This is a genomic window from Kribbella sp. NPDC004875 (assembly GCF_042873375.1).
GTDB lineage: Bacteria > Actinomycetota > Actinomycetes > Propionibacteriales > Kribbellaceae > Kribbella.
The window spans coordinates 645,836-659,205 of sequence record NZ_JBIALI010000006.1 but is presented as its reverse complement, the minus strand read 5'-3'; the positions used below and the strand labels follow the sequence as shown (position 1 = coordinate 659,205).

Annotated in this window: 12 protein-coding genes; 5 read left to right on the top strand and 7 right to left on the bottom strand. The window is 67.7% G+C overall.

Annotation, left to right across the window (positions count from 1 at the left end; translation table 11 throughout):
- Positions 1 to 29 precede the first annotated feature (29 nt).
- Positions 30 to 1,337 (bottom strand): ABC transporter substrate-binding protein, encoded by a 1,308-nt coding sequence (locus tag ACFYRH_RS33735; RefSeq protein ID WP_387783753.1) that lies wholly within the window; start codon positions 1,335 to 1,337, stop codon positions 30 to 32.
- A 280-nt stretch (positions 1,338 to 1,617) separates the two neighbouring features.
- On the opposite strand from ACFYRH_RS33735, the gene ACFYRH_RS33730 reads away from it, so the two are divergent.
- Positions 1,618 to 2,712: a LacI family DNA-binding transcriptional regulator gene (locus tag ACFYRH_RS33730; protein ID WP_387783752.1), complete on the top strand. Its 1,095-nt coding sequence runs from the start codon at positions 1,618 to 1,620 to the stop codon at positions 2,710 to 2,712.
- Positions 2,713 to 2,764: 52 nt separating this feature from the next.
- Here the strand turns inward: ACFYRH_RS33730 and ACFYRH_RS33725 are convergent, their stop codons facing one another.
- Both ACFYRH_RS33725 and ACFYRH_RS33720 read right to left on the bottom strand, forming a co-directional pair.
- A complete protein-coding gene (locus ACFYRH_RS33725; protein WP_387783751.1) occupies positions 2,765 to 4,204 on the bottom strand; it encodes an MFS transporter in 1,440 nt (479 codons plus the stop codon).
- A 96-nt stretch (positions 4,205 to 4,300) separates the two neighbouring features.
- A complete protein-coding gene (locus ACFYRH_RS33720) occupies positions 4,301 to 5,179 on the bottom strand; it encodes a helix-turn-helix domain-containing protein (RefSeq protein WP_387783750.1) in 879 nt (292 codons plus the stop codon).
- 242 nt (positions 5,180 to 5,421) lie between these two features.
- Between ACFYRH_RS33720 and ACFYRH_RS33715 the strand changes: the two genes are divergently transcribed.
- On the top strand, positions 5,422 to 7,539 hold the full coding sequence (locus ACFYRH_RS33715) for an NACHT domain-containing protein (protein WP_387783748.1): 2,118 nt from the start codon (positions 5,422 to 5,424) through the stop codon (positions 7,537 to 7,539).
- 80 nt (positions 7,540 to 7,619) lie between these two features.
- Here the strand turns inward: ACFYRH_RS33715 and ACFYRH_RS33710 are convergent, their stop codons facing one another.
- Genes ACFYRH_RS33710 through ACFYRH_RS33700 form a run of 3 tightly spaced genes read right to left on the bottom strand, consistent with a single transcriptional unit; the run spans position 7,620 to position 10,229 of the window.
- Positions 7,620 to 8,039 (bottom strand): TraR/DksA family transcriptional regulator, encoded by a 420-nt coding sequence (locus tag ACFYRH_RS33710; protein WP_387783746.1) that lies wholly within the window; start codon positions 8,037 to 8,039, stop codon positions 7,620 to 7,622.
- Positions 8,014 to 8,823 carry a hypothetical protein gene (locus ACFYRH_RS33705; protein WP_387783744.1) on the bottom strand — a complete coding sequence of 270 codons (810 nt, stop codon included), beginning with the start codon at positions 8,821 to 8,823 and terminating at the stop codon, positions 8,014 to 8,016. Before ACFYRH_RS33705 ends, ACFYRH_RS33710 begins: the two co-directional genes overlap by 26 nt.
- A 26-nt stretch (positions 8,824 to 8,849) precedes the next feature.
- Entirely contained in the window at positions 8,850 to 10,229 is a 1,380-nt protein-coding gene (locus ACFYRH_RS33700) for a glutamate decarboxylase (protein WP_387783742.1), read from the bottom strand.
- A 207-nt stretch (positions 10,230 to 10,436) separates the two neighbouring features.
- Here ACFYRH_RS33700 and ACFYRH_RS33695 point away from each other — a divergent pair, with 207 nt between their 5' ends.
- A complete protein-coding gene (locus ACFYRH_RS33695; RefSeq protein WP_387783741.1) occupies positions 10,437 to 11,168 on the top strand; it encodes a dienelactone hydrolase family protein in 732 nt (243 codons plus the stop codon).
- 22 nt (positions 11,169 to 11,190) lie between these two features.
- Here the strand turns inward: ACFYRH_RS33695 and ACFYRH_RS33690 are convergent, their stop codons facing one another.
- Positions 11,191 to 11,754, bottom strand: coding sequence for a hypothetical protein (locus tag ACFYRH_RS33690; protein WP_387783739.1), 564 nt, complete (start codon positions 11,752 to 11,754; stop codon positions 11,191 to 11,193).
- Between the two features lie 197 nt (positions 11,755 to 11,951).
- On the opposite strand from ACFYRH_RS33690, the gene ACFYRH_RS33685 reads away from it, so the two are divergent.
- Both ACFYRH_RS33685 and ACFYRH_RS33680 read left to right on the top strand, forming a co-directional pair.
- A complete protein-coding gene (locus ACFYRH_RS33685; protein WP_387783738.1) occupies positions 11,952 to 12,830 on the top strand; it encodes a universal stress protein in 879 nt (292 codons plus the stop codon).
- A gap of 5 nt (positions 12,831 to 12,835) precedes the next feature.
- Complete coding sequence (locus tag ACFYRH_RS33680) at positions 12,836 to 13,354, top strand: hypothetical protein (protein ID WP_387783737.1); 519 nt, start codon at positions 12,836 to 12,838, stop codon at positions 13,352 to 13,354.
- Positions 13,355 to 13,370: the final 16 nt, after the last annotated feature.

Here is a 13,370-nt window from a genome sequence, read left to right as displayed (position 1 = left end):
AGTCCTTCCTCATCCGCTCCGGACCGGCACTACAGTCCGTCGATCGTGGTCGCCGCGTCGCCGAACGTTCCGTTCAGATCGCCTTTGCCGGACTGGACGGCGCTCGCCCACGCATCGCGGAACGCCTGCATCCGCTCGGTCAGGGCCGGCACGTTCGGCACGTCGACAGCGCGTGGCACAGCGGCCGCGAACGGCTCGAAGAACGTGTTCCGGCCGAGGAATCCGGCCGCGAGCTTCGTCACGTCGGCGCGGGTCGGGAACTGTCCGGTGGTCTCGAGGAGTGCGAGGTCGTTCTGGGCGTTCGTCGCGAACTTCACGAAGTCCCACGCGGTCGACTTGTGCTTGCACGCGGTGAACAGGCCGATGTTCTTGGAATCGGCGAACGTCGACGTCGCGTCCGCCGCCTTGCCCGCGGCGGTCGGGATCGGCACGACGCCGTACTTCACCTTGCCGTCGAACTGCGCCTTGCCCCACGGCCCCGCGACTCCCATCGCCGCGGTGCCGTCGGCGAACGGACCCGCCCACATGTCACCGCTGTACGCCTCGGCGGAGGCATAGCCCTTCGCGTACAGGGCTTGCCAGAACCGGAGTGTCTCCATTCCACGGTCTCCGGTGAACGTGGCCTTCCCGTCCTTGATCAGCTGGGTTCCGTCGGAGTTGGCCAGATAGAACGGGTAGAAGTCGAAGTTGACGTTGGTGTAGTCCGCGGTCGCCGGCGGGTAGATCGCGACGTCCGCGGCGCCGGAGTCCTTGATCGCTTTCGCGGCGGCAAGGACGTCGTCGTACGTCGCCAGCTTGGGATGCTCCGGATCGAGCCCGGCCTTCTTGAAGACGTCCTTGTTGTAATAGAGCATGAACGGGTTCGTCTTCCACGGGACCTGGTACAGGCCGTGATCGCCGCTGCGGAAGCCTTCGGCCGCGGCGCCGGAGCGCGCGGTGATGTACTTGTCGGCGTCGTCGAACGTGGTCGTGAGATTGACCAGTCCGCCCTGCTTCTGGAACGCCGGAACGGCCGCCGGCGCGGTGTTGAAGACCAGGCACGGCGCATTGCCCGCCGTGATCGACGCCGCGATGACGTCCTCCGACGACTTGCCGGCCGGGATGGCCTGTGCCTTGACCTGCTGGTCCGGGTGCTGATCGTTCCAGGCCTTCACGACCTTGTCGCCCCAGGCAATCTCCTGCTTGTTCGTGGAGTACCAGATGTCGATCGGCCCGCTGCTGAGCGCGGTCGCCGCCGCCCCGCCTGAGCCGCCGGACCCGCCGGAACCGCATGCGGCCAGCGGCAGGACCGCCATCGCCGCCAGCACAGCAGCCGCCACTCGCGCCTTACGCCTCATCGCGCCCATCTCCTCGCCTGGGCCACTGCGGCCCGCTCGTCACTACGCGCCCTCGGCGCCGCCACCCCGTTCGACACGGGATTAAACCGGTTTGAGTAAAGGGCGTCAAGAGGTCGTCGTGGGATCATCGAGTCAGCAGGAGTGTCGACGGGTTCGCGCTCCAGATCTCCTTTGATTACTGATATTTGTGACAGTCTCGCCCCATCCGCAGCCGCCACAGCAGGCCGACCGAAGACCGAATACCATCATCAAACCGGTTTACAGCCGCTATCCTTCTGAGGTGAGCACAGCGGAGCCGTCCCCCTCGTCCGGCGCAGGAGCCGAGTCCAGCCCGTCCAAGCGGGCGACGATCGGCGACGTGGCGGCAAGGGCCGGAGTCTCCAAGAGCACGGTGTCCTTCGTCGTCAACGGACGTCCCGGCCCCAGCGCGACCTCACGGGACCGAGTCCTCCGCGCAGCCGCGGCGCTCGGTTGGCAGCCGAGCGCACGGGCCCGCGCGCTGTCTCGCAACCGCGCCCAAGCCGTCGGGCTGGTCATTCGCCGCGACCCGGAGCTCCTCAGCACCGACCCGTTCTTCCCCCAGTTCCTGGCAGGCATCGAAATCGGGCTCGCGGCGCATGAGTACTCGCTGGTCCTGCAGGTGGTCGGCGACGAGCAGTCCGAGCGCGCCGCCTATCAGCGGTTCGTCCGCGAGGCCCGGGCCGATGGCGTGTTCCTCACCGACCTTCGCATTCACGACGCCCGGCCCGACGAACTCCGCGACCTCGGACTGACCACCGTCATCGTTGCCCCGGAAGGGACGGATCCGGACGACGGCACCACGATCGGGATGAACGACGACGCCGGCGTACGGCGCGCCGTACACCATCTGCACTCGCTCGGGCACCAGCACATCGCGCACGTCATGGGCACCGCCGGCTATGTGCACACCGAGGCGCGGCGCCGCGCCTGGCAGAGTGCCCTCGAAGAGCTCGGCCTGCCGATCGGAACCGTCGTCACCGCCGACTTCACCGGCGCCTCCGGCGCGCGTGCGACACACGAACTCCTCGATCTCCCCCAGCCACCGACCGCGATCGTCTACGGCAACGACCTGATGGCCATCGCCGGCATCTCCGTCGCGGCCGACCGTGGTCTCCGCGTCCCGGACGACCTGTCCGTGGTCGGGTTCGACGACATACCACTCGCGCCGTACGCCGTCCCGCCTCTGACCACCGTCCGGCAGAATGTCATCGCCTGGGGAACGGCCGCCGCACAGACCCTGGTCGCTCTCGTCGAAGGAAGGCAACCGCCGACACCAGAGCTTCCACCGGTCGAGTTCATCGTCCGTGGCAGTACGGGCCCGATCAATCCACCTCGCACACGACCACACAAGTGAGGACCGGGCAGACCTTGAAGCGTCAGGACCGGACGTTCAGCGGTCAACCCAGTCAGTGAGGCACCGGTTGGCGGCTCTCGTGCATGTGAAGGTCGGGCGTCTCGTCCATCTCCAACGGCGGGACGCGTTCGGCTCGCAGGGACAGCACGGCGGAGCCGAGCAGCAGCGTGGCGATCAGAACCGACACCGCGGTGATGGCGTGAGCCGAACCGTACGCGCCGGCGACGGTGTAGTAGACGCCGCCGATGACCGCGACCGACAATGCGGCGCTGATCTGCAGGGTCGCGTTGACCAAACCGCTGGCCAGGCCCGCGAATGCCTGCGGGATATGGGTAACCGCGATGCGGATCAGTGAAGGCAGTGCGAGGCCTTGGCCGAATCCGATCAGGGCCAGTGGTACGGCGCTCCAGTGCGTTTGGCCGAACCCTGCGACGAGTCCCGCGAAAACCAGGAAGCCGACGGTTTCCAGCCCCAGGCCGATCGCGGCGATCCGGCGCGGCAGTATCCGTACGAGGTGCGGCACGGTCAGCGGGCCGATCAGGAACCCCACCCCCAGCGCCAGGATGTCCATGCTCGCCTGCAGCGGCGTACGCCCGACAGCCTGCTCGTGTTCGGAGAAGACGAGGAAGAACGCGGCGATCGAGTAGAACAGGGCAACCGCCGAGAGCGCGATCCGAACTCCAGGCGCGGTGAGTGCGCCAGGTGGTACCAGAGGCATCACGCGGTCGCGCCGCGGTCGGCCGTCGAGCGCCGTCTCGTAGCGCCAGAACCCGTACAACAAGCCTGCCGCGACAATCAGGACGCCGAAACACCACCAGGGCCGGCCGAGGGCGCGCCCCTCGACCAGCGGTACGACGACCCCGGCGAGGCCGGCGAAGAGCAGGATCGCGCCGCGCCAGTCGAGTTTCGCCTCGCCCCGGGTTCGTGGGTCGGGCAGGAACAGGCTGCCCAGTAGGGCGAGCGCGGCGACGGGCAGGTTGATCAGGAAGATCGCCCGCCAACCCAGACCCCAGAGGTCGGCGGTGACGAGGAGCCCACCAAGGGACTGGCCGATGACCGCGGCCAGCCCGAAGGTCGCACCGTGGAAGCCGAGCGCGATGGTCTGGTCGCGGCCGTCGAGACCTGCGCGGATCAGTGCCAGGGACTGCGGTGCCATCAGCGCTGCGCTGAGGCCCTGCACCACGCGACCGATGAGGAGCAGCCAGGGTTCGCCGGCTGCCCCACACAGCAGCGAGGCGAGGGCGAATCCGACGAGTCCGACGACGAAAACCCGCCGTCGTCCGTACAGATCGCCGAGGCGTCCGCCGAGGGTGAGCATCACGGCATAGGTGGCTGCGTAGCTGGCGACCACCTGCTGGCCGAGGATGTCACCCCCACCGAGGTCGTCCTGGATCGACGGGATGGCGAGGTTGACGATGAAGAAATCCAGCGGCGGCAGCAGGGTGCCGCCGAGCAGGGTGCCCACGCCCAACCAGGTCCGGGCAGATGTCATTGTTGTCGATCTTCCTTTGTCGTTGGGCGGAGGCCGACTACGCCGCCGCGACGAGCTCCGCCGGCTCCGCTTCGCTGAGCTGAAGCTGGACCTCGGTCAAGAGCGAGGGTCGCCCTTGTCCAGAGCGGACTCCTGGCCCTGGTTCTCGGACTCGGCGACTGACTGCTCGGCCAGCCGGCGCAGGAGGACCAGACCGTCGTGGCTGGCGCTGCCGGGCTCGGCACTGTAGACGGACAGGTGCTGCCCGGGGGCACTGGCGACAGCCAGCGTCTCGAAGTGCAGCCGCAGTTCTCCCACCTTCGGGTGGACGAAGTGCTTCAGTTCGCTCGTGCGCGGACGCACCTCGTAGCGGGCCCACAGGTTCACGAATGCCGGACTGCGCAAGGTCAGTTCACCGACGATCCGCTCGATGTGCTCGTCCGCCGGGAACTGCGAGGACGAGGCCCGCAGGTTGCTGACCGCGAGCCGCGACGCAGCGTCCCAGTCGCCGTAGAAGGACCTGGCGTGCGGGTCCAGGAAGATCATCCGCAGCAGGTTGTCGTACCGGGCGAAGCCGCGGTAGAGCTCCCGGGCCATCGCGTTCGCACCCAGGATGTCCTGCGCCGCACCGACCAGGAACGCGGGCACTTCCGGCATGCTGTCCATCAGCCGCACCAGCTCCGGAGCGACGGTCAGCGGCGCCGCCGCACCCGCCCCGAACACCGGCAGCCCGAGCCGGAACAGGTGCGCCGCTGCAGCGTCGTCCAGCCGTAGTGCACTGGCGATCGACCGCAGCACCTGGTCGGACGGATGCCGTTCCCTGCCCTGCTCCAGCCGCATGTAGTAATCCGTACTCACCCCAGCGAGCAACGCCACTTCGTCGCGACGAAGCCCCGGGACCCGCCGCGGGCCGACGTCGGGCAGACCGACGTCCTGAACCCGGACCAGAGCCCGCCGGGCACGCAGGTAGTCACCGAGCTTGTTCTCACTGTCCACGTTCACGACAGTAATGCGGGCCGGCGCCGGACGCGTGGGTGCAGCACACCCATGGTGACCTCGCATGGCGTCCGAGAACAGTTCGAACCCGGTCGTCCGACACGCCTGCGGGACCGAGCTGCCGACGTACGCGATAGAAATTACCGACGATCACACACTCGTGAAGGTCGACGACACAGACCGATCGGACAAGCGGGCAGGGGAAAACGATGGGCAGGCGCCGGTGGACGTATCGGTCGGCTGTGCTGGTCAGCATCGGCGGCTTCGCGGTCACAGTGGTCGTCACCTGGTCCCTGCTGAACCGAACGAACCCGTCAGACGGCGCCGCCGTCGCGAACGTACTGGCACTGCCCGTCGGCGTCGCCGGCACGATTGCAGCCTTCCTCGGCCTGAGATCCCGCCCAATGGCCACAGACTCCGCCTCCTTGGAGGAACAGGCCCGGGTGTTGACCGAGGCGATTGCCACGGCTGAGGCTCGCGCCCTCGTGCAACTGCTCGGTGACACCGGCGAGGCCAGGCCCGCGGATGTCGGATTCGCGCACACTGACGCAACTCTCGTCACCTGGCGCAGCGACGGCGGAGACCGTACCGGGTCGCTGTCGACCATCAGCCAGTACTACGACAGCCTTCAGCTCGGGCGCCTCGTCGTACTCGGAGAAGCAGGCTCCGGGAAGACGGTTCTGGCCCTGCGCCTCCTTCTCGATCTGGCCGCCACACGCAGCGCTGCCTCGGACGGCTCCAACCTCAGGATTCCCGTACGGCTGAGCCTGCCGGGGTTCGTGGCGGCGAGCGACTCCCCCAGCGAACTGCGTGATGAGCTCGATCGGTGGATTGCCCGCCACCTGGCCGTGAGCTACAACGTCCACCCGACCGTCGCGGACGCCCTCGTGGCCCATGGCTGGCTGCTCCCGATCCTCGACGGTCTGGACGAGCTGGACCCGGCAGGCGCTGCTCCCGACAGGGCGCGAAAAGTCTTGGCTGCCCTCAACCTTCCAGTGGGTCCGAGGCCGGCGCCCGTGGTCTTGACCTGCCGCATTGGGACTTACCTGGAGATCTCTGCAGGGGGTAGATCCGGAAACGCGCTGGCGGATGCAACGGCGATCACCTTGCAGCCGCTCCAGTCCTCGCAGGCCGTGGCATGGCTCGAGCACAGGCTGCCGAACCCTGAGGCCCGGAGACGGTGGACGCCTGTCATCTCGGAGCTACGCTCGCGTCCTGGCGGGCCACTGGCCAGGTGCCTCTCGTCCCCGCTGAGGCTCTATCTTGCGCTGACGGTGTACGCACAGCCGAACGTAGACCCGAGCAACCTCTGCGAGCTTCAAGCCCGTGAACTCGACGACCATCTCTACGCACAGCTCGTTCCGGCGCTGACCGATCAGTACCCGCGACCGAACGGCCCGCGATACGTGGCCACGGATGTCGAGCGCTGGCTCGGAACGTTGGCGATGTCTCTTGTCAGGTTCGGCCAGGACCAGGGACCAGCTACGGACTTCAGCCTCAGTTACATCTGGCGCACCGTGGGCGATCCGGCCCGCCGTCGGGCTCAACGCCAGGCTCTGGCTGTTCTGGCGGTCATCCTCGTCGGCCCGTCGATAGTTGCCTGGATGGCCCTGGCGGGGACCAGCCCCTGGTCGATCGACATCGCTGTTATCGCATGTTGGCTCGCCCTCGTCGCTCGAATCCTGTACGGCGCGATCGCACCCGGAACGCCACGTTTGCTGCGAGTCGACCTGCGCCGTGCGGGATCGCGCCGTACACGTCGCGGGGTTGTCCGCAGCATCTGGTCCGGGCTGAAGCTCGGTCCACAGTGGGGAGTGATCGCGGCCTACGCCTTCGTCGTATTCCAGGCACGTGTACCGGCCGGCGCCCAGGACCTCCTCCAGCTCGTCCTGAAAACCACGGCGGTCGGCGCAGCGGCCGGCCTGTTGCTCGGATTGGTGGCCGGACTGTTCACAGGGTTGCTCAGCGGGATCACGGTCATTCGCGAATCCGCGAGCACGCCGAGCGAGCCGCACCGGCAGGCCGTGACCGCGGCCTTCTCGACAATCGCCACGATCACCGTCTCGGTCGGGGTCATCCAGACCGGTCCGCTCCTTGAGGTGATCGGCGGCATGATGGTCGGCTTGCCGCTCGGCATTGTCGCCTCTGGCGCGGAGTCGTGGTACATCCAGTACAAACTTCACGTGCTGACGCAGGCCAGGGCCGGGGCGCTCCCCTACAAGCTGCCCGAGTTTCTCGACTGGGCCTATCACGCCGGCCTACTTCGCCTTTCCGGAGCGAGCACACAGTTTCGCCATCGTGAGGTCCAGGAGTACTTCGAATCGCTGGCCCTCTCGCCCGCGTCGCGGCAAGCGCTCTGACCGTGAGGTGAGACTATCTATCCTCCACTCGAAGCGAGCTCACCGAGAGAATCACTCAATGCACCGAATCCCGCCGCTGTTCACGTGGGCCTGAGTTCGGCACAGGTGATGCAGGTGCGGGCTGCGGGTCTGGCTCGGAGGCGGGCTGGGGCGATGGGTTGTCCGCAGAGTTCGCACGAGCCGTAGGTGCCGGCCGACAGCCGGTCGAATGCTGCCTCGATCTCCGTCAACTGCTTCTGGACCTGTTGTACGAGCGACGTGACCTGAGATCTCTCGAAAGCGATCGTCGCGCCCTCGGGGTCGTGCTCGTCATCGGCGTTCGAGTCTCGTGAGGCAGCGACCACCTCATCGAAGTCGCCCGTCAGGCTCGCCAGCCGTTGCAGTGCTTGTCGCCGTTGCGCCTCCAGCAGGTCGCGAGCTTCCTCCATCTGTCCATCGTCGCACTGCGGCCGGGCGGGGGGATCAAGAGTCTTCTCAACGCTCGCGATCACGAACAGCATCGTCTGCAGCGGATGACGCCGCCGCGCGGCCCTCGGGCATCATCAGCAGGGAGGCGATGAGGAAGCAGACGGCGCCGAGGAAGGTGCCGCCGTTGGCGAGCTGGACGTTGGACAGCTCGCCGACGGAGGTGAAATGGGCGCCGATCGCGGACAGGCCGAAGAAGACCGAGCCCCACAGGTTGAGCGCGGTGATGTGCCAGTCGCGTTGGCCGGGCCGCCACGACCACCAGCGGTGCCCAGCCTCCGCGAACGCGATCGCCGACGAGACCAGGAAGCACACCGATCCGATCGCGTCCGGCCGCCACACGATCCGGTTCTCCAGATCGGACGGTACGTCGAACAGCCCGGCGAACGTGGTCACGTTGAAGTAGAGCGTGCCGACCAGCTGGATCGAACACGCCCAGAACCCCGGACTGCGCGGCGCCCAGGCGAACCAGCGATGGCCGACCTGCCGCACCACCTGCACGTAGGACAGGTATGCGCCAGACGTGAAGAACAGCGAGCCGACGAAGTACGTGAGCGCGTCGACGTGCCCACCCACCGCGTGCGCGTACGCCGGGATCGGTCCCACGACGAAACACGCCGATCCGATGGCGAACAACAGTCCCGCCCACCACGTCGTACCGAATCCACGCGCGCCGGCCGCCTTCCGGCGTGACCGTGCCTCCCACTGCACCACGCGACCGTCGGCACGCCGGTACTGCACGCGGGTGACGAACGGGCGCGGGCCTTCGACCACCAGGTCGGTCGCGTCCGCCGGCACGTCGACCGGCAGCCTGGTCACGGTCGACCTCGTCACGATCTGCCTGGTCAGTGGCCGGAGCCGACCACCATCTTCTTGCGCTCCGACTCGTGCGCCCCGCCCTTCTTCTCGAGCGTGCGGCACGCGTCTTCGATGTCCCGCGCCAGGGTGTCGACCTGCTCGCGGCTCAGCGTCTGCTTGACCAGCGCCCGCATGATCGTCACGTCCTGCGCGTTCGGCGGCATCGTGTACGCCGGGACCATCCACCCGCGTTCGGCGGACAACTGCCAGGCGACGTCGAACTCGTCGTACGGATGCCCCTCGGTCAGCCTGAACGCGACCAGCGGAAGCTGCTCGTGCTCGCGCCCGATCACACCGAAGTCGCCGGTCTTCTCGAGTTTGTCGGCGAGCACCTCCGCGTTCCGCTGCATGTTCTCCATGATGTAGGTGTAGCCGGGGCGGCCGTAGCGGACGAAGTTGTAGTACTGCGCGACCACCATCGCCGACCCGGTCGAGAAATTCAGCGTGAACGTCGAGTCGGTCTTGCCGAGGTAGTTCTCCTTGAACACCAGGTCGGGGTTGAGGTCGTCCTTGGTCCGGAAGATCAGCCAGCCGACGCCCGGGTACACGAGGCCGAACTTGTGACCGGACGCGTTGATCGACCGCACCTGCTCGAGCCGGAAGTCCCACTCGGAGTCCGGATACAGGAACGGCCAGACGAACCCGCCGCTGGCGCCGTCCACGTGCAGCGGTACGTCGAGGTGCCGCTCCTTCTTGATCCGGACCAGGAGATCGTTGATGCCACTGATGTCGTCCTTGTGGCCGGTGAATGTCGTACCGAGGACGGCCGCGACGCCGATCGTGTTCTCGTCGATGTGCGGCTCGACGTCCTCGGGGCCGATCGTGTACTTGCCGGGCTGGAGCGGCACGATCCGCGGTTCGACGTCGAAGTACCGGCAGAACTTCTCCCAGACAACGTGCACGTCACCACCGAAGACGAGGTTCGGGTTGCCGGTCGGCAGACCCGCGTCGCGGCGGCGCCGGCGCCAGTTCCACTTCAGCGACAGCGCGCCGAGCATGATCGCCTCGGACGAACCCTGCGTCCGCGCGCCGGTCGTCTCGCCGGGTGCGTGGAAGAGATCGGCCAGCATCCGGATACAGCGCTGCTCGAGCTCGGCGGTCCGCGGGTACTCAGCGTGATCGATGAAGTTCCGGTGCAGGTTGAGCGCGATCAGCTTCTGCGCCTCCGGCTCCATCCAGGTCGTCACGAACGTGGCGAGATTCCGCACCGGCAGCCCCTCGAGCGCCAGGTCCTCGGCCACCAGCCGCATCGCGTCGACAGCAGTCAGTCCCGACGACGGAAACTCACGCGTCGGCACCTCCCGGACCACAAAACTGCTGCCGAACAACTCGGCGCTCTTCTCGTACGACCGCTCGGTCTCACCCACGACGACTCCTTTGCCGCGCCCCACCTGCTGACCTGCCATCATCAGCACCTCGGCTCCGGCCGAACATCCCCCCAGCGGGGTGAGCACACCCCGCTACCCCGCCGGCAACAGAACCCCCTTTGCCAGTTCACGCCAGCAGAACGCCTTCCCCTCGGAGGCCGCCGAGTCTCTGCCGACTCCGAGAGTTCAGCCGTAGTCTCTGAGGGCATGGGCCTACTCGACTCCTGGACAGCGGGGAGTCATACCGCCGGCGGCGTGACACATCCGACCTTCCGCAAGGGATCCGGTCCGGCGGTGATCGTCATCCACGAGATCCCGGGGATCACGCCGGCAGTGATCGCCTTCGCGGAGGAGGTGATTGCGCGGGGCTTCACGGTAGTGATGCCGTCACTGTTCGGGCGGCCGGAGGCCGCGGCCACCGTCCGTGAGTCTGTGCGCAGCATCGCCCAGGTGTGTGTCAGCCGGGAGTTCAGTCTGTTCGCCCTCGGCCGGACGAGCGCGATCGCCACCTGGTTGCGGTCCCTGGCTCGTGACCTTCAGGCCGAACTCGGAGGACCTGGTGTGGGAGCCGTGGGCATGTGCCTGACCGGCGGTTTCGCGCTCGCGATGCTGGTCGATGCGCCCGTCATCGCGCCTGTGCTCGCACAACCGGCCTCACCGGCGCCGGTGGGCAAGGCGCGGAAGGCCGACCTCGGACTGAGCGCCACCGATCTCGACGCAGTCAAGGACAAGGTCGCCGCCGGCTGCCCAGTACTCGGTCTGCGCTATGCGAGCGACCCTGCTGTCGGCACACGCTTCGACACCCTGCGTCGCGAGCTCGGCGACAGGTTCATCGCCGTAGATTTCCCAGGTCGCGGGCACGCCACCCTGACCGAACACCGTCAGCAGGAAGCCGTGGACCGCGTACTGGCGTTCTTCGAACAGCGCCTCAAGCAGTAGCGGCGTCGGGATAACGCAGAGCTCACCGCAACCACGGGTACTTGCGGACGGGGTCCAGGCTGCCCCACCACCTGCCGAGGCCCCACACGTTGCCGGCAGCAACGAGCGCGAGCACGACGAGAGTGATGGCGCCGAGGATGTGGTCGTCCAGCACCGGGTTCGTCGTCGGTGGCAGGTTGACGGACCACATCAGCAGGTACAGCAGTGCTCCGCTGACGGCCGCGATCCGCAATCCGATGCCGAGTGTCAGTGCCAGCCCGATGCCCGCCAGCGCGATCATGAACAGCGGTGTGACCCACCAGTCGCCGGCCAGTGAGTGGTAGAAGCCCTTCATCGGTCCGGTCGAACCTTTGAGGAAGCCGGCGGTGACGTCTTTGCCGTCGATCCAGGCCCTACCCGACTTGGTCGAGTAGCCGAAGCCGAACAGCTTGTCGATGAACGCCCACAAGAACGTGAGCCCGTAGGCGATCCGCAGTACGGCGAGCGCGCGCCCGGCCGCGGGGGTGACGAACTGTCGCCGATCACCGTCCGGTTCCATCACGGGAGCCGGAAGGTGCTGCTGCCGTCGATGCGGCGTTGTGGTCATGATGCCGTCCTTCCCAGTCGATCCGACACCTCGAGCCTGAGGTCTCCCGGCAACGATGGGCAGAGCCCTTCTCGCCCCATCGGAGGAGCCGAACGACCCTTCCGGAGCGGGCCGTATGTCCGTGTCCGCGCAATGCCGTCAGCGCCGAAGCTGAAGCTGTGCCGACGGACACGGCTGAACCCACAGGAGGTCGCACCATGACGACAAACCTCGCACCGATAGTGGTCGGGTACGACGGCTCGCCGGGCAGCGTGTCCGCACTGGAATGGGCCGCCGCCGCGGCCGAGCGCACGATGGCACCGCTGCGGATCGTGGAGGCCTTCGAGATCGTCATTACCGCTCGCCCAGCGCCCGGACACGTCGTACCGCTCGAGGCTGTGCGAACCGCACGCCAGGAGCAGCTCGAGGAGGTCGTGGCGAAGCTCCGTCTGGAGCATCCTGGCGTGCACCACGTAGAGACCAGTCTGATGGGCGGAGCCGCCGCGAAGACCCTGGTCGACGCGGCCCGGGACGCCCGGCTCGTCGTCCTCGGATCACGTGGGCACGGTGGCTGGAGCGGGCTCCTGGTCGGCTCGGTCGCCGTGCAGGTGACCACGCACGCCGACTGCCCGGTCGTCGTGATCCCGCACGACTTCCAGCCGCGTACGGGGCAGCAGCCGACGGTGGTCGTCGGCGTCGATGGCTCCAAGTACTCGGCGCGGGCCATCGACTTCGCCTTCGACCAGGCCGAATCGCTGCACGGCCGAGTGGTCGCCGTGCACGCGTGGACGAGTCCCTACCTCACGTACCACGACGGCGAGTCGATGCTGGAGTTCGACGAGGACAAGGTCCGTGAGGAGTCCGGGCTGCTGGTCGCTGAGTCCGTGGCCGGTGCCGCCGCCGAGCACCCCGACGTACGGTGGACGGTCGAGCTCTCGGAGGGGTCGGCGGGGCGGGCCCTGACACGACGTTCCGGGTCCGCGGACCTGGTGGTGGTCGGGACCCGCGGCCACGGCGGATTCACCGGCCTGCTCCTCGGATCGGTGGGCCAGAGCGTCCTGCACCACACCCGTTGCCCGATCGCGGTCGTCCATTGATCACGATGGCTCAGTCCAGGTTCCATTACGAAGAAGCGACCGCCGTACGGCGGGCGGTGCTCTTCCCCGGGCAACTCCAGGACTGGGTTCCGGCCGCCTGCGCCGTGGTCGCCGAGCACCTACGGCACCACGGCATCGCGCCGAACGGTTTCCCGTTCGCCCGATGCCACCCGCTGCTGGACGGCGTCGTCGAAGTCGAGGCCGGTTTCCCGGTCGCCGCGCCGATCGCCGACAGCGGTCTCGTCGGGCCGTCCACGCTGCCCGCCGGGCCGGTGCTCGCCGTCTGGCACAACGCCCCGGACCGGAAGATCGCCGAGAGCTACCAGGTCGTCGACGAGTGGCTGGCAGCCGAGGGCGCCACGCCGACCGGCGACAGCTGGGAGATCTACCACGACCTCCCGAGCTGCGATCACCTCGGGACGCGGATCGAGATCGTCCAGCCCATTGCCTTCACTCACGCCTGCCCGACAACCGTCACACGCCGGGCAGCCGTGGACGGCCGGGACATCTCCACCGCGGGATGAGTACGTCCAGGCAACC

Coding starts and splice junctions, on each gene's coding strand:
- ACFYRH_RS33690 (WP_387783739.1), bottom strand. CDS start 11,754: ATGACCACAACGCCGCATCGACGGCAGCAGCACCTTCCGGCTCCCGTG.
- ACFYRH_RS33725 (WP_387783751.1), bottom strand. CDS start 4,204: ATGACATCTGCCCGGACCTGGTTGGGCGTGGGCACCCTGCTCGGCGGC.
- ACFYRH_RS33685 (WP_387783738.1), top strand. CDS start 11,952: ATGACGACAAACCTCGCACCGATAGTGGTCGGGTACGACGGCTCGCCG.
- ACFYRH_RS33680 (WP_387783737.1), top strand. CDS start 12,836: ATGGCTCAGTCCAGGTTCCATTACGAAGAAGCGACCGCCGTACGGCGG.
- ACFYRH_RS33695 (WP_387783741.1), top strand. CDS start 10,437: ATGGGCCTACTCGACTCCTGGACAGCGGGGAGTCATACCGCCGGCGGC.
- ACFYRH_RS33735 (WP_387783753.1), bottom strand. CDS start 1,337: ATGAGGCGTAAGGCGCGAGTGGCGGCTGCTGTGCTGGCGGCGATGGCG.
- ACFYRH_RS33710 (WP_387783746.1), bottom strand. CDS start 8,039: ATGCTGTTCGTGATCGCGAGCGTTGAGAAGACTCTTGATCCCCCCGCC.